This is a genomic window from Mesorhizobium sp. WSM4844 (assembly GCF_055811775.1).
The window spans coordinates 44,002-62,260 of record NZ_JBVVQB010000025.1 but is presented as its reverse complement, the minus strand read 5'-3'; the positions used below and the strand labels follow the sequence as shown (position 1 = coordinate 62,260).

The window sequence follows — 18,259 nt, the reverse complement described above, 5'->3', positions numbered from 1 at the left end:
CCCTTCCGGTGAGCCGCTGCCGGAACTGTTTCATGCCGCTGTCCTGGCCCCGCCGACCTCGCGCATCGGCGCGGGCAGAGTTTCCCATTCCCGGATCAACTCACCGATGGAAGCGGCCTCCATCTTGCGCATGACGTTGCCGCGGTGCAGCTTTACCGTCACCTCACTAATGCCGAGGTCGAAGGCGATCTGCTTGTTGAGGCGTCCCCGCGCAACCTGACAAAGAACCTCCCGCTCGCGTGGCGTTAGCGTCTCAAAGCGTTCGACATTGCGCTTGACGACCGCAGCTTCCGCCCGCAGCGCGGCATCCATCGCAATGCCCGCAATAACAGCGTCAAGCAGCGTTTGGTCCCGCACCGGCTTGGTGAGAAAATCCACAGCCCCGGCCTTCATCGCCTGGACGGTCATCGGAATGTCGCCATGCCCGGTCAGGAAAATGACTGGCTTGGGATTGCCGCTTTGGGCCAGATGCCGCTGCAGATCGAGACCGCTCGCTCCCGGCATGCGCACATCGAGGATCAGACAACCGGCGCTATCCAGTACGTCGGCATCGAGCAATTCGCGCGTCGAGCTGAAACAGACATGCTGGAACCCGGCGGAGAGTATCAATTCGGACAGCGCCTCCTGAACAGACGCATCGTCATCCACAATGATTACGAGTGGCTGCTCCGCGTCGCTCCTGCGCTGCGATGACGACGGCGCCGATCTCCGTAAGTGCGGCAGCTGCTCAACTCTCATGTTCACCTCCATTTTTCGATTTGCGTAATGCATTGCCGATGGTTGCCAGCATGTCCTGCGCATCGAAGGGCTTTCGGAAGCACCCGCTGACGCCCTGGGCTCTGTCCGCATCGGCAATCTCGTGGCGCCCGGTGATCAGGAACACCGGCAGGTCCGGGCGCACCTTCTTCACCAGACCACAAAGTTCGAAGCCGTCCATGCCGGGCATCCCGATGTCGGTTATGAGCACGTCAAGGCCGGATAGCCCGCTGATGAGCAATGATCGCCCCGACGAGAAGCTGCGGGCCGCATAGCCGGCGGACTCCAGCAGATCCTCCAGCGACTCGAGTAGCCTTGGATCGTCATCGACAACGGCCACGACAGGTCTTCCCTTGGTCACGCCCGGTGCCCTCCCGCTCGGCGCGAGTGGGTGATCGGTATCTCCAGTCGCTGCGCGATACGTACGAGATCGGCGAGCGATGACGCCGCCATTTTCTGCATCACGTTCCTTCTATGGATCTGCAACGTGACCTCGCTGATTCCGAGTTCAGCGGCTGCCTGTTTGTTGAGAAGGCCGCTCACCACGAGCGGCAGCACCTCGCGTTCGCGCGGCGTCAGGTCGAGATAGCGTTGCTTCAGCGCCACCAGTTCAGCACGCGCGGACCTCCTTTCCCGATCCTCGGCGAGCGCCGCCTGGATTGCAGCCATGAGATCCGCATCACTGAAAGGCTTGGTGAGAAAGTCCACGGCGCCATGCTTGATCGCCTGGACGGAGGACGGGATGTCGCCGTGCCCTGTTATGAAAACGATCGGCGGATGATCTCCCTTTGATATCTGCCTCTGCAGATCCAGGCCGTTGATGTCGGGCAGCTCGACGTCGAGGATGAGGCATGCCGGGATGTCCGGCTTGTTTGCACCGATGTATTCGCTGGCCGATCCGAACGCAGCGGCGCGGATACCGTGCGAATCCAGCAGCTCGCTCAGCGCCTCCCGCAGGCGCGCATCGTCGTCCACGATGAAGACGATATGGTCATCTGTGGTCATGGCGCCGCTTTCACTTCAATCGGCAAGGTGAAGACGAACGTCGCCCCCTGTGGTTCGTTCTTCTCCGCCCACAGGCGTCCGCCGTGCGATTCGACGATCGAACGGCAGATCGCGAGCCCCATGCCCATTCCGTTCCCCTTCGTCGTGAAGAACGGTTCGAAGATGTTGTCGGGAAACTCGATCCCCGCGCCACGATCGCTGATCTGCGTCTGAACCACATCGCCTATGCGGCGCACACGGACCTCAAGAACCCGGTCGCCCGTAACGGCGTCCATGGCATCCATGCCGTTGCGAATGAGGTTCACCAGAACCTGCTGGATGTGTACGCGGTCCAGCGCGACGAGCGGCAGGTCGCTTTCGACATCGATATCCATGCGGACGCGCCGCCGCGCCGCTTCCTCGGCCATGAGGTTGCGCGCCTCGACGATAACGCCACTGAGCGCCGTAGAACTCCTTGCCTCGCCGGACTGTTTGAACAGAGCACGGATGCGACTCACGACGTCGGCGGCCGCATTTGCGTCACGAATAATGCGCTCCACCGTCTTCTGCGCACGCTCGAGATTTGGTGGCTCAGCCATAAGCCATCGCTGGCAGGCATGCGAGTTCGCCACCACGGCCGCCAGCGGCTGGTTCACTTCGTGCGCGATGGAAGCAGAGAGCTCGGCAAGGCTCGCGGCCTGACTCGCTCGTGCAAGGCTCTCTTGCGCCAGCCGCAGCTCTTCCTCCGCCCGAACCTCATTTTCAACGTCGAGGCAGATGACATTCCACTGCACGATAGTCCCTTCGGTATCGCGCATCGGCGCGGCGCGTGTCTCAACCCAGCGATACTCGCCGTCGAACCGCCGCAGGCGGTGCCTGCGCGCATAGGGCTCGCCGGTGGACAACGAATGAGCATATCCTCCCTTGACCTCCGCCAAGTCGTCGGGATGCACACCGGCGTCAAGCGTGCCGGCCAGCCGGGACTTTCCGGTGCCGTCCAATCGCTCAAGCTCATACCCCAGGAACTCGCGGAGCTGTTGGCTACGATAGACCGGCTCGCCATCCGGCGCCGCGCAATCGATCATTGCCGGCAGCGTTTCCACGAGTTGCCAGAGGAAGCGCTCCCGCTCTTGCAGCGCTTCCTGAGAAGTCACGAAATCATGGATATCGACGTTGGCGCCGAACCACCGGATGATGCGGCCGCTCTCGTCACGGAGTGGTTCAGCACGCCCCTCCGTCCAGCGGTATGAACCATCCCACCGGCGGTTGCGAAACTTCAGCTCGAACGGTTCGCCCGTGCTGAAGGAATGGGTCAAGGCCTGCAGCAAAGAGGCCCTGTCTTCTGGATGGACGATGGTCCGGATCGCACTGGGCAGGCCTCCGTCGGCATCAAAATCATCCAGCTTCAGGCCGATATAGTCCATCATCGTTTTGTTGATGTATGCAGGGTCCCCGCCAGGCGTGACGCACCAGATCTGCACGGGCACGGTGTCGATGAGCTGTTGAAGCTGACGTTCCCGGTCGCGCAGCGCTTCCTGCGCGCGCATCTCATCGTCGATGTCAATGGAAATGGCATACCATTGCATGATCGCGCCGCTTTGGTCCCGCACCGGTTCCCCGCGGCCGTCCACCCAACGATACGCGCCATCCGCATGACGCATCCGATACTTCATGGAGTAGGGCTCCCCGGTGGCGAAGGAGTGGCGGACGGTCTCCAGCAGACGTGCGGCATCTTCCGGATGGACGAGGGTCGTTATGGCTGCCGCCAGTCGGCTCATGTCCGGCTTGTCCAATTGGGCCAGGTCGTTCAAGCCGAAGAAGTCGAGCAAGCGCTTGTTGAAGAAGGTCGGCTCGCCTTTCGGCGTCAGACGCCTGATATGGACGGGAACCATATTTACGAGCTGCGAGAGCTCGCGCTCCCTGTCGCGCAAGGCTTCCTGCGCACGCACCTCATCGTCGACGTCGAGCGAAACGCCGTACCATTCCGCGACCTCACCGTCTTCGTTACGCCGAGGCTCTACCCTGCACTCCGCCCAGCGGTACGCGCCGTGCTGTTCGCGCCAACGAAATCGCATCGTGGACATGCCACCGGTTTCGAAGCAATTCCGTAGGGTGTTCTGTACCTCGGGAGCATCTTCGGGATGGATCAGTTCCTGCAGCAGTTGCTCGATGCGCGGCTCCCCGAGAGCTTCGAAATCCGCAATGACGGAGCGGAAATGGTCCTGGTAGCGCTTGTTGAAGTAGACCGGCCCGCCCGTAGGCTTTGCGCTCCAGATCCGGACTGGTACGGCATCGATCGTCTCCTGAAGCTGCCGCTCGCTCCGCCGCAGCGCCTCTTCGGCATGCATCTGATCGTCTATGTCGTGACAGAGCCCGTACCACTGGACAATGCGCCCGTCCTGGTCCTTCATCGGCTCGGCGCGGCTCGACATCCAGCGGTAGACCCCGTCTTGACGGCGCAAGCGATATCGCATCGCAAGGACCTCGCCGGTGGCGAGACAACGGCGGAGCGTGTCCGAGAACGCTGCTCTGTCGTCCGGATGGACGCCGGCCTCTATCATCACCGTCATGCGGCTCATGCCCGGCTTGATCGTATCCGCCACGTCCAGGCCGAGAAAATCGACCATGCGCTTGTTGAAGAAAATCGGCTCGCCGTCGGGCGCGAGACGCCAGACGTGGCTTGGAACCATATCGACAAGCTGCGAAAGCTCCCGCTCCCGGTCGCGCGATGTGACCAGCGCCAGCTGACGCTGCCGAGATATGGCCGCTACGATGAGCGCCGAAAATGCCGAGATTGCCAGGAAAAGCTGCAGCATGACCTGCCTTTCCCTCTGGAACTCGGGAGCGCCGACAAACTGGCTGTCTCCAGATATCGTGAGCGCCATCGTGATCAGGGCGAGGAGCGTCAAGGCGACGGCGGCGCCTCTGAACTCGAAGCGCGCCGCGGCCCAAAGAAGGGGCGGCATGATGATGTAGGGGGTGGGCAGGTAGACGTCGCTCAAGGAAAGCGCGGCGACCCCCAGGAAGATCAGACCCAGGACGCCGGCTTCCACCCGCTGTGCGGGAGGGAGTTGGGTCTTGCTGCGCCAATACTGGATCACGACCAGCGCCGGTGGCGCTACGAGCAGGACTCCTGTGGCGTCACCAATCCAAAACAGCGGCCATACCGCCGTGAAAGTTTGCGATGCTATGCCAAACCACGCAAGCGTCGCGCTTCCGACCGTCGCGCTTACCAGGGGCGCAACTCCAGCGCCCAGAACGACGAATGCGAGGACTTCCTGCAAAGTTTCAAGCCGAACCGGACGCCCGCATGCCCGGTTCACAAGCGTTGCGCCGACAGCCGCTCCAAGGGCATTGCCGACATAGATCAGGAACCCCGCAGGCAGCGGACTGTGGAACCACACGAACTGCGCGAACATCTCCGCCAGGCAGGCTGCCAATATCCACCACGGCCAACTGTAAGGAGAGGTGAGGATGAGCGTCGCGATGAAAACGCCGCCCGGAGGCCAAATGGAAACCGTTATTCCGGGGACGATTGCCAGCGCCTGGGCGAACCCGCAGCCCAAGACATATGCCGCAAAAAATAGCCCCAGATGAAGGAATTGCGGGCGCGACCAGACGGACATCATCGGTTTCTCCTGCCGGGCAAAGAAGGGCTGGGGATTGTCAACGCTGCGTGTAGCACGTCCCCGCGATATCTGGGCTGGCGAACTCATGATCTCGGCTGGCGAACTCATGGCCCACCCTAATTCGGCGCCCCCCCGACTGCACCTCATGGAAATCCATGAGGCGTGGCCGAAGCGTACCTGACCTAGCCCTCAGGATGATACTGCTGCGGGCATCCACGACATTGGCTGGCTGGCGAGAACCTTTCCAGGGGCGTTTGTCACGCTGGCAACTGTACGTCTTCCATTTGCCTCTTGCTTTCTTCGACGAGGGCGTTCGAGGCCAAGGTTGAGGGCGGCAAGCTCGGGGTCATGTCGGACGTCGGCGCGATCGGCATCGGAACCGCCCTCAGCGCCAGGGACGACTGGCGCTTTCTCATGTATCGGGCGAGGCCGATCTTGATCGTGACCAGCACGGGCGCGGCAACCACGAACAGCAGCGCGACTGCGTTGAACGCGGTGTCGAAGGCGATCACTGTGGACTGACCGGCGACCGCTCTGCCCAGCAGGCTCGTCGCTGCCCGGCCAGTTGCCACGGGATCCATTCCTTTTGCCGCGAGCATGGCTGTCGTCGTTGCCAGACGCTCGCTGACCGCGGGAATGCCCGCGGTGAGGTTGGCGCCGAGCACCGCGACATTGGCGGCGACGTTATTCTCGATCAATGTCTGCAGCCAGGCGACACCCATGAGGCCACCGAGCTGGCGACCCGTATTGAAGAGGCCTACGCCGGATGCGAGGTTCTGGTGGTTGAGCTTGCCGAAAGCGATGAGAGTGATCGACAGGAACAGGAAGCCGAGGCCGAGGCCACGCAACAGAATGGCTGGCATCATGTCGTCCGCGCCGCTTTCGATGGTCGAACCGGACAGCATCCACATCGCAACCATGATCATAAGGATTCCAAAGGGCACCGTGGCGATTGGAGGAATGCGGCGGACCTGCATGAGGAAAGCAGCGATGAGGAGCGCGCCGATGAAAAGTGCGCCGCTCGGCAACAGGAGCAGGCCGGCGTCGGTTGGCGTGAACGCAAGGACGGACACGGCGAACGAAGGGATCAGGAACGCGCTCCCGAACAAGGCGGCGCCGGCGACGAAACTGACGATGAAGGCGAACGAAAAATCGTCCGACCGGAACGGGGTGAAGTCCAGCAGGCCCTGACCTTTGACGATCATTTGTTGGCCGAGAAATGCCAGCAGAGTGGCCGTGCCGACCACCGTTAGGCAGGCGATGTGTCGTTCTTCGAACCAGTCCCATCGGCTGCCTTGGCCGAGCACGTATGTGAAGCAGAACAGTGCGGTCGAGAGGAGCGAGAAGCCAAGCCAGTCGAACGGGCGGGGTCCGGCTTTGACGGGCACCGGGCAGTCCGCGATCAGCAAGAATCCGGCGGCCGCGAGCGCCACCGGGACGACGCTGAAGAAGATCCACATCCACGACTGGCTGTCGAGCAACCAGCCCTCAAAGGCTGGGGCGATCGTCGCCGGGGCAACGACCGAACCGATTGCGAACAGGGCCTGAAGGATCGGCTGGTGGCGTCGCGGATAAGCGAGAAAAATGATCGTCTGCCCCGCGACGAGCAGGACGCCTCCGGAGAAGCCTTGCATTACGCGGAGCACAACCAGCAGATCCAGTTGCGTTGTGATGGCGGCAAGGGCGCAGGCTGCGCCCATGGCTATGGTCGAGCCGACGATCAGACAGCGTGGACTGACGCGGTTCATCAGCCAGGCGGCGGCCATGAACCCGATCAGCTTCGGCGCGGTATATCCCACATCCAGCCAGGCGAACTCATCGGGCGTTGCATAGGTGTCGCCGATGATATCGCCACGCCCGAGCGACAGGACTGTGCTGGCGATCGCCTCTGTCAGAGTGGCGAGTATAATGCCCGCGACGAGAAGGGCTCCTGTTGCTGGTCGGTTGCGGTCCGGGATGGCGATGACCACTGCGGTCATGAGTCTCTACCGCGATCAATCTCGACACGCGCGGACAGGCCGGGCACTAGGCGACCGGGCAGCGGATTGCCGATGAATCGAATCTTGACCGGAACGCGCTGAACGACGCGAACGAAGTTTCCTGTCGCATTGTCTGCGGGGAGCAAACTGAAGGCAGACCCACTGCCGGGCGCAAAGCTGTCCACCATCCCTTCAAACATCTCGTTTGGGTAGCCATCGATGGTGATGCGGACGTGTTGACCGGGCTGGATTTGTTCGATCTGGGTTTCCTTGAAGTTCGCCACGACCCACAGATCATTGACCGGAACAATATCGAGCAGAGAGGCACCCGGCGCCACCAGCCGGCCGATGCGAACCTGGCGGTTGCCGACGACGCCGTCTACCGGCGCGCGAACCACGGCGTTGTCGAGGTCGATTTGAGCGAGTTCCTCCGCGGCCCGGGCCTGCGCTACCGCGGCAACGGCGGCTTCGTGCTGGGCGTCGAGCACGGCGATGCGCTGCCGCTGTGCCTCCAGTGCTGCCGATGCCGCCGCCACGGCCGCTTCGGCCCTCGACCGCGCGGCATCGCTTTCGTCGACCTCGGCCTGGCTTACGGCGTGGGTACGAATAAGTTCGCGGCGGCGGCCGGACGCCTTGGTCGCGAGGTTCAGCTCGGCCTCGGCCGAACGCGTCTGGGCTTCGGCCTGCCTGATGAGGGCATGCTGAAGCTGGACTTCGGCGTCGACATTGCCAAGTTGCGCCTGAGCGGCTTCGACATTAGCCACAGCCTGCGCGAGCCGCGCGCGGTAGTCGCGGTCGTCGATGCGGAACAGGACGTCACCCGCCCGGACGGCCTGATTGTCCCGAACCTCTACTGCGGTGACGTAGCCCGCGATCTTCGGCGCAAGCCCGGTCACATCCCCACGGACGTACGCGTTATCGGTCGACGTGTCATCCGAACGGGCCCAAGCCCATCCTGCGCCAAGCGCGACCACAGCTGAGAGGCACAGCAGCAGCCCGATCGTCTTTTTCCTGCTATACGGCATGACGGGCCTCCGGTAATAGGCGTTACCATTGACGTTTATGGTAATGGTCGTTACCAGTCAAGGGATGGACTGGAGTGGATGAATGGCTGCTGCAAGGACCACACGGCGCAACGGCCGCCGGGACGCTCTTCTTCAAGCGGCTGCCGAGGTCTTTTTCGAACAAGGCTACGCCGCGACGAGCATCGACGCGATCATCGAACGCGCCGGCGGATCGAAACGCAACATTTACAATGAGTTCGGCAACAAGGAGGGTCTGTTCTCGGCTATCGTGAGGGAAAGCGCAGACAAGCTGCTGTCGCCCTTGGTGATCGAGGAAATAGAAGGCCACGATCTGCGGGCGACACTGACGGCGTTCGGCCGGCATTCCATGGACGCCTATATGTCTCCCACCTTGATCGGAATCTACCGAATTGCCGTTACCGAGGCCAACCGCTTCCCCGATCTCGTGAAGTCGTTCTACGAACAGGGGCCAGGACGGACCGCGGTCCGGCTCGCCGAGGTCCTCGAAGCCGCCAGGGAACGGGGGGAAATCCAGGCGGACGATTGCTTGCGTCTGGCCGGGCACTTTGTAGGCATGACCCGCGACAACCTGCATCTGCAGGTCGTTCTCGGGCTCCGGTCCCCGCCGTCGGACGAAGAAGCGCGGGAGGCGGTTGCTTCTGCTGTGGAAATCTTCCTGAACGGCGTTCGACGCAGCCGGAAGTAGAAGGGCAATCGTTGCCGTCAGCATCGGGCCGTTTGGCGAAAAGTCGCGCGGCGTGCCCCGTTCGAGCAGGCCTCGACGCCGATATGCCTCACGGGCCTCATGAATGATCCGCCTCACATCGTCGGCGCAGACGTTGTCGCGCCGCATCAGATGCTGGACGATAGGATCGTCCAGCATCTCTTCGAGTGTTGGTTCGGAATTCACGGGGTCCATGATCTGTTCTCTTGCCGGTTCGGGCTTGCGGCGCGAGTTTTCACGCGCAACTCGCCGAAGCATCCCAGGGGACGGTCGCGGAAACAGTTCGGCGCGCCCGTCCCCTGGTGCCTGGCCTTCCATGAAATTATCTGGCGTCGGACCTGGAAAGGATCTGCGCCTTGCGGCCGCTCGAAAGCTGGATGATGGCGATCGTCGCGACGCAAAGCCCAACCAAGGCGTGCGTCCACGTCGCCGCCTGCGCCGATCCGAAGCCGAGCAGGAACGGAGCGGCTACGCCCCAGCACCCCAAGCCGAGATTGGACCACTCCGTCCACGCTCCGTAGCGGTAGAGCGCCACGGCGGAGCAGCAGGCAATCAGCGCGCCGACGATCCCCGCGTTCCAAGCCGCGGCGGGCATCTCGGTGAACGCGAAGCCAGCGCAGGCCAGACCTGCGCCCAGAACGAGGTTGGTCCACTCCAACCCCTTGCTCGGTACTTCATTTGTCATCTTCGTCTCCTTCTCCAGTCCGGCTCCGCACCACGCCATCGATGTCGGGGCGGCCGATACGAGGAGAATGACGCGGTCCCGCGCAGCAGCCTATTCTACGCAGGCATCTGTCGGGCGATGCTAAGGTCTAGTGCAGCTGAGCGCGGTGCTGGCGGAGAATATCGAAGCGCTTGGGGTCACAGCGTTGCTGGGCGCAGGAAACCCGCCTTCTTACTGTCGGACATGCTCCTGCCGAGCAGAGCCTGACGTTGACGATGCTGATCACAGGCGCCTGTCGGCGAATACAGGGCTGTCTTTCCAAAGGGTGCCAGCCGCCAAGCCGGCGTATCCGAGGTCATAGACAGCTTGCATATAGCTGGCGTTGTAAGGATCGAGCATCGAATAGGGGATTTGGGCGTCAATGGTCGCAAGGTGGAAACGTGCCCCGGTCAGTTTGGCATAATTGTAGAGGATAGCCAGTTCGCTCTGTGTCTGTGACTTGAGGAGGATGGAATACGCTCTTGCGATCACGGACAACGTTCGATTCCGCGTGGTGGCGAATTCCGGTATGAGCGCATTGTTTACGATCACATGAAAATCGACACTCTGGTGTTTCCCGGGCACGATAGGGTTCGTGCTTGCCAGAATTGCCTGCGGAAGTATCAAGACTTGCGACGTCGACCCTCCATCGGAATGCATTTCCTGGAAGCGTCGCCCTCCTGACTCGGCTTCGATCATGACCGCCGGATAAACGCCAGGAATGCTCGCCGAAGCGATCATAACGTCCTGAAACAGCTTCAGCGCGTCCAGTCGGCTGCTGTTGGCGATGGCGCCCATGTTCCATACGACGGCCCGCTGGGTGTCGAGATTCGTCGTGAGGATCAGGAGGCGGCGGCCTTTGCGATGCTCGGCTGCAACCTGCTGCAGGACCGCTTGTGTGATGAACTCCTCGACCATCCGCCTCATTGGCGTGGATCTCAGCAAGCTCGATCCGATCAAGCCCACGGGAAATTTGGTCGCGACAAGATCGTCGGCGACGCCGCTTGTAAAGAGATGCACCAGCGTGCCGTCATGAGCCGATCCGAGGAACGCGAATGGCGCGATTAGGGCGCCAGTGCTTACGCCGGTGACTACATCAAATTGCGGGCGGGTCCCGGTCTCGCTCCACGCCGAAAGCACGCCGACGCCGAAGGCGCCTCCCGCACCGCCGCCGGAGATCATCAGGACATCGAGGCCATCCGGCTCGGTTGCCGGCGTCCAGTCGCGCACATCTCCCGCAGCGATCCGCGCGTCGCGATATATCCTGATCTCGCCATAGCCGGCGATCGAAGCCTTCTCTGCTTCCGCCGCGTCAAGGGGTATGTCCGTGGCGGCGATCCGAGTGTCGCATCCCGGGAACCAAACGAATGTCGCGACCAGTGCTGCCAGCCCAACGAGCACCGATACTTTCAAAGGACGCAAACCGGATCTCCCGTGCTTGGCTTCGTGAACGCGGAGTAGTTCGCATATCCGACAGCCGCGGGTCTCCGACGCTTCGGTCGAACAATTCGCTTTCGGCAAAGAGCCTGATTTCCATCAGCCGTGCGCAACGCTGGCAGCACGATATTCGCCGTCAGCCTGACGCATCATGCGGGACCGCATGCTCCTCATTTTTGCCCGACACGATGTCGGTGATGAACCACATCGAGAAGGCTATGTGAAAAGCGCGGCTGTAGTCGATTGATCCAAGGATGAGGGCGAGCAATACCACGGTAGAGATCGCCCGCCGCGGTGACGTCGGCGGACCGCAGTTCTATCCGCTGTGATCGTGGCTCGGCGCGCGCCTGACGCCCGGAATCCACCAAAACTCCAGGGCACGGGACTGCACGACCAGGCAGGCGCCGAGTGCACGGAATGGAGTGCCGATGCGGCTTTCATGGCGAGTCGCAGGACCATGGGAGCCGCTTGAGGGCGCAGCAGCCGATCACCGCGACGGCGATGTCCTGCTCCGAAGGTGAATGACATAGGGCAGGAATCGACGGTCCACGCACCTATACCGACGTCTAGGTCAGCCATTCAAATCGCTAGGTCCGATCACCCTTTGTAGTGTTGCGTTGCCCGCCGCGATACGGGTACGCAAGACCTGACGTAGAGACTACGAATTGGCGGGCATAGCTGGCGCAGAGCAAGCTCCGGCCGCCTCGCGTGAGACGCAGGTCCTGATTGACGTGTGACAGAAGCGCGGTTGATACTGACTGCGTGAACCCGGCCAATTCGGGTTCAGCATATCTCCCCGAGGCCAGAGTCATGGGCGTGGCAACTTCAGGAATCGCAGACGGTCCCATAACAATTTTGGTCGACGATGACGCAACGGTCCGCGACGCGTTGGAGGAGTTGCTGAATTCGGTCGGCATCGACACGATGTCGTTTTCTTCGGGCCAGGAACTATTGGACGCAAAACTGCCGGACCGCCCAGGCTGCCTCGTTCTCGATGTGCGAATGCCGGGCTTGAGCGGCCTCGATCTTCAGCATGTCCTGGCAACCAAAGGCATTCTAACGCCGATCGTATTCTTGACCGGTCATGGCGACATCGCGATGGGCGTCCAGGCGATGAAGGCGGGGGCAGTGGATTTCCTAACCAAGCCGGTGCGCGACCAGACCTTCCTTGACGCAGTGTCCACCGCTATCGCCAACGACGTCACGCGAAGAGCGGCATCGACCGTATCGCGAAAGAACGTGGCACTTTATGAGACCCTTACGCCCCGCGAGCGGGAAGTGCTGAGGCTCGTGGTCTCCGGTGCCACAAACAAGCAGATTGCATCGGATCTCGGCATCAGCGAGATCACCGTAAAGCTCCATCGGAGCAACATGATGAAGAAGATGAACGCAAGGTCCATCTCCCATCTCTTCAATGTGTGGCAGTCGCTTCCAGTCGACAGCCGCTGAGCGGCTTACAATCAGGCATTGGCGCTCCGTAACTGACTCGGAACATCGACCGCGACAGGGAGTGGGACGCAGAGGCGGTCTCGAGAGGTCGAAATGGAGCTGACGTCAACGAAACAACGCCGCGCCGTCGCATTGGCGATTGGCGCTGCGAGCGTCTTGCTGGCATTATTCGTCAATGAGCCATACGTTTTGCTGGTCGCCGTTGCAGTCATATGCATCTGCATCGGCTGGGAGGCCGGTTTGGTGGCCGTTGCCGCGGCCGGTCTGCTTTCATGCGTGATCCTGTTTTCGCTGGAATCAGGGGCCACAGGCGGCGCGGTCCGGTTGGCGGTATTTGTCGTCGCGGCGTTAGCCCTATGGTTCGTGATAAAGATCTTCAGGACCATGAGCTTCTATGACCGGGTCTACCATGATACCGGACCCGGCGTTGCCGATATTCCGGGCCTCGGATGGTCGGCCTCTGCGGATGGCCGCCTTCGCTTGGTCAGTCCCGCGGCGCTCGAGTATGTAGGTGTGACAGCCGATGAGATGCGCCGGATCATGGATGGCGATGATTATCATTGGACACAGTTTGTCCATTCGGACGATGTCGAGGCGAGCATGGCGCGATGGCGTCACAGCTTGCAGACGGGCGAGCCTGTGATCGACGAGCACCGTATGCGTCGGTTCGACGGAACGTATCGATGGTTTCGCGACACCGGCATTGCTTCGCGCAATGAGTACGGGAGGATAACCGGCTGGTACGGCCACACGGCGGATATCGACGATCAGAAGAAGGCCGAATCTGCGTTGCGCGAGCGTGAGCGTGAGTTGCGCCTGCTGGTCGATACAGTTCCCACCATGATCTGGCTGATGACGCCGGCGGGATTGCCGTACTACTTCAACAAACGGTTCGTCGACTGGGCGGGCATCGACTCGGCTAAGGCGCAACCGCGAGGCACGCGCCAATTCGCCTCGCATGTGAAGTTGTTCCATCCCGATGACCGGGCGGCCGTCAAGACTGTGTTCGAGAAGTCCTTTGCCCGTGGAGAACCACTCCAGCACAAAGGTCGGCTGTGCCGGAAGGATGGCGAATATCGCTGGATTGATTCGCGGTTCGAACCGCTACGCGACGAAGACGGCACTATCCTTCGCTGGTACGGCGTCAACTTCGACATCGACGACGAGGTCCGCGCCCAAGAATCCCTGCGTCTGGCGGACGAACGGCTCGCGCGCGCCTTGCGCGCCGCCAGCCTATCCGAACTGTCGGTGTCGATTGCGCATGAACTCAACCAGCCGCTCCAGGCGGTCGTGGCCAACACCGGCGCCTTCCAGAGATGGCTGAACGCCGATCCGCCAAATTTCAGTCACGCCAGCCGTGTCGCCCAAAAAATCATCAGAAACGCTGACGCGGCGGCACAGGTGATCACCCGCATCCGTGCGCTGTTCAGCAAGACCGAAGCCGAACCGCACCCGATAGATCTGAACGCGGTGATCCGCGAAGTGTGTGATCTCCTGGGTGACAGGCTCGCATCGAGCAGCGTCAAGCTGGACCTTCAACTCGATCCCGGCCTTCCTGCGACGGTTGCCGATCTCGTTCAGATGGAGCAAGTCGTCCTCAACATCGTCCGCAACGGCATCGAAGCGATGGATGACGTCAACACCACCGTGCGAAGCCTGCGGATCGTGTCGCGGCGTCAGAATGACGGAACAGTCGAGGTCGAAGTGCGAGATAGCGGCCGCGGGCTTAGCGATCCGGAACGGATTTTCGAAGCGTTCTACACAACTAAGCCGGATGGAATGGGAATGGGCCTGGCAATCTGCCACTCGATTGTCGAGGCGCACCGCGGACGGCTTTGGGGGGAAAATGTCGAGACAGGGGGGGCATCCATAACCTTCAGCCTCCCCATCCGCGCTGGCGACTCGACCAAGACACCCACCGGCGCGACAGTAAGGGCCTGAGTGGGCGCCTTCAGAGGTCGATCCGAGAATCGGCTATCGACTGTGCGATCTCGATGAGCGTGTTGACCAGGATGTACAATATCCCGAAAACGATGGCGACGCCCAGCACTGCCGGGAGATCGGCGCTGGCAAAAGCCTGGACCGTGTAGAGACCCAGACCAGGCCATCCGAAAACGCGCTCGACAACAAGCAAATTGCCGAAGAGAAGGCGGACTTGCAGGCTGACCATGGACAGTGGGGCCGTGGCGGCATTGCGCAAACCGTGGCGCAACAGCACCTTTGTCTCGCTGAGACCCTTGCCGCGCGCGGTCCGGATGTATGTCTGCCTCATCACCTCGTGAAGCGCACTGTTCAGGCTTCGCCCGACCGCGATGCCGATAGGCAACGCCAGTGCAAGCGCCGGCAAGATCATGTGCAGCAGCGCGTCGACGCTGACTTCGGGCCGGCCGACCAGTATTCCGTCGATGACGTTGAGTCCCGTAGGGCCTGCGAAGTCGCGGTAGGCAAGCCGACCCGCCCCCGGAAGCCAATCGAGTCGGAACCAGAAAAAGTAGGCGAGAAGCAAGGCGGATAGAAAGATCGGCGTGGATCCTACCCCAACCATAACGAGCCTTATGCCGCCCGATCCCGGTATCAGGAACTGAAGTGCCGCCATGACGCCGGCGAGCGCCACTCCCAAAGCGATCGCCGCCAGTCCGAGTTCAAGCGTAGCAGGAAGATATTGCCGTATGTCGTCATACACCGGCTGCCGGGTCCTTACCGACGTCCCGAGATCCGCATGCGCGAGGCGCAATAGAAAGCGCCCGTACTGAACGACAGCCGGGTCGTTCAGTCCGAGCTGCTCGCGCATCGCTTCGACCGTTTCCAGCGGAGCGTTCGGCCCGGCAATGGCCCGCGCTGGATCGGCGGGGATAATGCTTTGGAGACCGAAAACAATGAAGCTCATCACCAGGAGAACGACGATGGCGCCGATGATGCTTTTGGTGAGATATGCCAGCACTACGCCCCCCTCAGCGCGGCGCGAATGCCGTCGCCCGCAAGGTTGGCGAGAAGGCAGAGGAGAAAGATGATCGCGGCCGGCAGGATCGGCAACCACCAATGGACGGTGAGACTGTCGAGGGTGCGCGACGTCATCGCTCCGAGTTCAGGCGCCGGTGCAGGCAGTCCAAGGCCAAGGAACGACATCAGCGACATCGTCATGATGACGTTGGCGACATCCAGTGATGCCCCGATGAGCAACGCTGGGACCACTCCCGGCAACAAGTAACGCAACAGCAGGCGCGGACCGCGGACCCCGGCGATACGCGCCGCCTCGACATGCGGACGAGCCTTGAGGCGACGAATTTCATCACGGGATATGCGCGCGTACCACATCCACCAGACAATGGCGAGCGCGATCATCGTGTTGACGAGCCCCGGGCCAAGCGAAGCGACGACAGCGAGCGCGATAAGCGTTCCTGGAAGAACCAAGAACAAGTCGACGATCCGCTCGATTACCAGATCCACCTTGCCGCCGATCAGGCCTGAAATCAGTCCGACCAGGGAGCCAAAAGTGAGACTGAAACCGATAACGGCAAGCCCTGGGAGCCACGTATATTGAATGCCGAGGATAACGCGCGAGAACAGGTCACGGCCGATCTCGTCAGTGCCGAACCAATGCTCGGCCGAAGGCGGGAAGTAGGCTCCGGCGACGCGCAGTTGTGGGTCGAACGGCGTGATCCAGGGCGCCAGCACGGCCACAACGGTGACGACAGGGACGCCGACGATGCCGACGCTTCCAAGCCAACCGGCACGCCGGAAGAAATCGCGCCAGTTGAACCGAGGCCGCGCCGGCAGCGTGTCCGGGCTCGGCCTGCCGGTCATCGTCCGCCCGCCGCCTGCAGGCTCGGCATCGCCGCGATGAGAGACTGCGTGTAGGCGGATTGTGGTGCGGCGATGATGGCATCTGGATCGGCAACCTCGACCAACTCGCCGTCCTTCAGCACAGCGACACGGTCGGCGATGATCCTGGCGGCCGCCAGATCGTGGGTCACAAACAGCATCGCCATATCGAGCCGCCGCCGAAGGTCGCCAAGAAGGTTCAAGGTGGTGGCCGCCAGCGACACGTCCATGGCGCTGATAGGCTCATCGCAGAGCAGGAGCCTTGGGGGGACGATTATCGCGCGAGCCAAAACGGCGCGCTGGCACTGCCCGACCGACATCTCGGCCGGCAGCGTGTCCATCAGGACCGGATCGAGGCCGACCAGCTTCATTGCCTCTCCCACGCGACGGCGGCCATAGTCGCTGTCCAGCGAAACGGCCCGCAGGCGCTCGCCTATCTGCTCGCCGATCGTGAGCCACGGCGTCAGCGCCGCGACGGGGTCTTGAAACACGACTTGCGGAGGAAGCTTGTCGAAGCGTGTAACAGTGCCGCTCTCGGGTACCACGAGCCCGGCAGCAATCCTCAGAAGGGTAGATTTGCCGGCGCCGCTCTCGCCCACCAGTGCCACGCACTCGCCAAGCTTGATCGAGAGGTTGACCGACCTGAGAACGGACTGTGGTTTACGCCGTCCCCAAAACGATCGGGCGCCTGTCGGGTATGTTTTTCCGATACTGGACAGCCTCAATGCGGCGGTTTCCTGGATCGCCTGGGCCGGCCATGGTTTCGCATCAGCGCGCTGTGCTGAGAGATATGGAGTTTGTTCGTGGTGAAGGCAGGCGACTGCGCCACCGTGGACGGAAGCAAGCTCCAGCGGTGGGCGGATTGCCGTGCAATCTGGCTGGGCGATCGGGCAACGTGTCGCGTAGGCGCAGGCGTCCTCAACATTTATGGAGTGCGTGTGCTCGGGCGGGAGCGTGGGAAGCGGGCGCCGTCGATCAGAGTCCAGATCGAATCGGGCGGCGAGAAGGCCGGCAGAATAAGGGTGCGTGGCATTGCGGGCCACGTCCTGCATCCGGCCGATTTCGACAATGCGTCCGGCGTAGAGAACCAGGACGCGGTCGGCCAGTGAGGCCGCCACAGTCAAATCGTGGGTGACGAACAGAATTGCCGTCTGCTGATCGCGGGCGAGGTCGCGCAACAGGTCGAGGATCTGCGCCTGCATGGTGACGTCGAGCGCGGTGGTCGGCTCGTCGGCGATGAGCAGCTTCGGTCTTGCCATCATCGCCATGGCAATAAGCACTCGCTGACGCTGCCCCCCCGACAGGCGATGCGGAAGCGCATCAGCAATGCGGTCCGGGTCAGGCAGGCCGGTTCGGCTGAGCCAATCCTCGATCGATCCCTCGCACCCCCCATTGGATTCTCGCATCTGGCGGCGAATCGTCATTGTGGGGTTGAGCGCGCCCATCGGATCTTGCGAGATGGCGCGGACGAGGTGGCGGCGGGCCGACTGCCAGGTGCGCCTTCCCGAGCCGACAAGTTCGATCCCAGCAAGCCGGATCGAGCCTGCAACCTGCGGGTGGTACTCGCGCGGCAAGAGCCCCTGAAGCGTCAGCCCGATGCTTGTCTTGCCGGAACCGCTTTCCCCAACCAGCGCGATGATCTCGCCCGGAAACATGTCGAAACTGATGCCATCGAGGACGCGGGAAGGACGGCCTTCGCGGCTGAGAATGACGGAGAGGTCTTTGACGGAGAGGACGGATTCGGTCACGGG

Annotated in this window: 14 protein-coding genes; 3 read left to right on the top strand and 11 right to left on the bottom strand. The window is 62.0% G+C overall.

Annotated features, from left to right (window positions below):
• Nucleotides 1-30: 30 nt before the first annotated feature.
• From AC0L2A_RS20035 to AC0L2A_RS20010, 6 genes are all read right to left on the bottom strand, one after another.
• Nucleotides 31-738, bottom strand: coding sequence for a response regulator transcription factor (locus AC0L2A_RS20035; protein ID WP_473511214.1), 708 nt, complete (start codon nucleotides 736-738; stop codon nucleotides 31-33).
• Nucleotides 728-1,117, bottom strand: coding sequence for a response regulator (locus AC0L2A_RS20030; protein ID WP_128177265.1), 390 nt, complete (start codon nucleotides 1,115-1,117; stop codon nucleotides 728-730). The genes AC0L2A_RS20035 and AC0L2A_RS20030 overlap by 11 nt, the downstream gene beginning before the upstream one ends.
• Entirely contained in the window at nucleotides 1,114-1,761 is a 648-nt protein-coding gene (locus AC0L2A_RS20025; RefSeq protein ID WP_473610261.1) for a response regulator transcription factor, read from the bottom strand. The genes AC0L2A_RS20030 and AC0L2A_RS20025 overlap by 4 nt, the downstream gene beginning before the upstream one ends.
• A complete protein-coding gene (locus AC0L2A_RS20020; RefSeq protein ID WP_473610260.1) occupies nucleotides 1,758-5,369 on the bottom strand; it encodes a PAS domain-containing protein in 3,612 nt (1,203 codons plus the stop codon). Before AC0L2A_RS20020 ends, AC0L2A_RS20025 begins: the two co-directional genes overlap by 4 nt.
• A gap of 257 nt (nucleotides 5,370-5,626) precedes the next feature.
• Nucleotides 5,627-7,348 carry a DHA2 family efflux MFS transporter permease subunit gene (locus AC0L2A_RS20015; RefSeq protein ID WP_473610259.1) on the bottom strand — a complete coding sequence of 574 codons (1,722 nt, stop codon included), beginning with the start codon at nucleotides 7,346-7,348 and terminating at the stop codon, nucleotides 5,627-5,629.
• Nucleotides 7,345-8,373 carry an HlyD family secretion protein gene (locus AC0L2A_RS20010; protein ID WP_473610257.1) on the bottom strand — a complete coding sequence of 343 codons (1,029 nt, stop codon included), beginning with the start codon at nucleotides 8,371-8,373 and terminating at the stop codon, nucleotides 7,345-7,347. The genes AC0L2A_RS20015 and AC0L2A_RS20010 overlap by 4 nt, the downstream gene beginning before the upstream one ends.
• A gap of 82 nt (nucleotides 8,374-8,455) precedes the next feature.
• On the opposite strand from AC0L2A_RS20010, the gene AC0L2A_RS20005 reads away from it, so the two are divergent.
• On the top strand, nucleotides 8,456-9,079 hold the full coding sequence (locus tag AC0L2A_RS20005) for a TetR/AcrR family transcriptional regulator C-terminal domain-containing protein (RefSeq protein WP_473610256.1): 624 nt from the start codon (nucleotides 8,456-8,458) through the stop codon (nucleotides 9,077-9,079).
• 340 nt (nucleotides 9,080-9,419) lie between these two features.
• Here the strand turns inward: AC0L2A_RS20005 and AC0L2A_RS20000 are convergent, their stop codons facing one another.
• Both AC0L2A_RS20000 and AC0L2A_RS19995 read right to left on the bottom strand, forming a co-directional pair.
• On the bottom strand, nucleotides 9,420-9,782 hold the full coding sequence (locus AC0L2A_RS20000) for an SPW repeat protein (protein WP_091597809.1): 363 nt from the start codon (nucleotides 9,780-9,782) through the stop codon (nucleotides 9,420-9,422).
• A 261-nt stretch (nucleotides 9,783-10,043) separates the two neighbouring features.
• Nucleotides 10,044-11,222, bottom strand: a complete 1,179-nt coding sequence (locus AC0L2A_RS19995; protein ID WP_473610254.1) for a patatin-like phospholipase family protein — start codon at nucleotides 11,220-11,222, stop codon at nucleotides 10,044-10,046.
• Nucleotides 11,223-12,047: 825 nt separating this feature from the next.
• On the opposite strand from AC0L2A_RS19995, the gene AC0L2A_RS19990 reads away from it, so the two are divergent.
• The gene (locus tag AC0L2A_RS19990; RefSeq protein ID WP_128177283.1) at nucleotides 12,048-12,686 is read left to right on the top strand and encodes a response regulator transcription factor; all 639 of its coding nucleotides are present in this window, start codon (nucleotides 12,048-12,050) and stop codon (nucleotides 12,684-12,686) included.
• A gap of 93 nt (nucleotides 12,687-12,779) precedes the next feature.
• On the top strand, nucleotides 12,780-14,627 hold the full coding sequence (locus AC0L2A_RS19985) for a PAS domain-containing sensor histidine kinase (protein WP_473610253.1): 1,848 nt from the start codon (nucleotides 12,780-12,782) through the stop codon (nucleotides 14,625-14,627).
• Between the two features lie 10 nt (nucleotides 14,628-14,637).
• Here the strand turns inward: AC0L2A_RS19985 and AC0L2A_RS19980 are convergent, their stop codons facing one another.
• Genes AC0L2A_RS19980 through AC0L2A_RS19970 form a run of 3 tightly spaced genes read right to left on the bottom strand, consistent with a single transcriptional unit; the run spans nucleotide 14,638 to nucleotide 18,256 of the window.
• Nucleotides 14,638-15,627, bottom strand: coding sequence for an ABC transporter permease (locus AC0L2A_RS19980; protein ID WP_091597597.1), 990 nt, complete (start codon nucleotides 15,625-15,627; stop codon nucleotides 14,638-14,640).
• Nucleotides 15,627-16,490 (bottom strand): ABC transporter permease, encoded by an 864-nt coding sequence (locus AC0L2A_RS19975; protein ID WP_091597600.1) that lies wholly within the window; start codon nucleotides 16,488-16,490, stop codon nucleotides 15,627-15,629. Before AC0L2A_RS19975 ends, AC0L2A_RS19980 begins: the two co-directional genes overlap by 1 nt.
• Nucleotides 16,487-18,256 carry an oligopeptide/dipeptide ABC transporter ATP-binding protein gene (locus AC0L2A_RS19970; RefSeq protein ID WP_473610252.1) on the bottom strand — a complete coding sequence of 590 codons (1,770 nt, stop codon included), beginning with the start codon at nucleotides 18,254-18,256 and terminating at the stop codon, nucleotides 16,487-16,489. Before AC0L2A_RS19970 ends, AC0L2A_RS19975 begins: the two co-directional genes overlap by 4 nt.
• Between the last annotated feature and the right edge of the window lie 3 nt (nucleotides 18,257-18,259).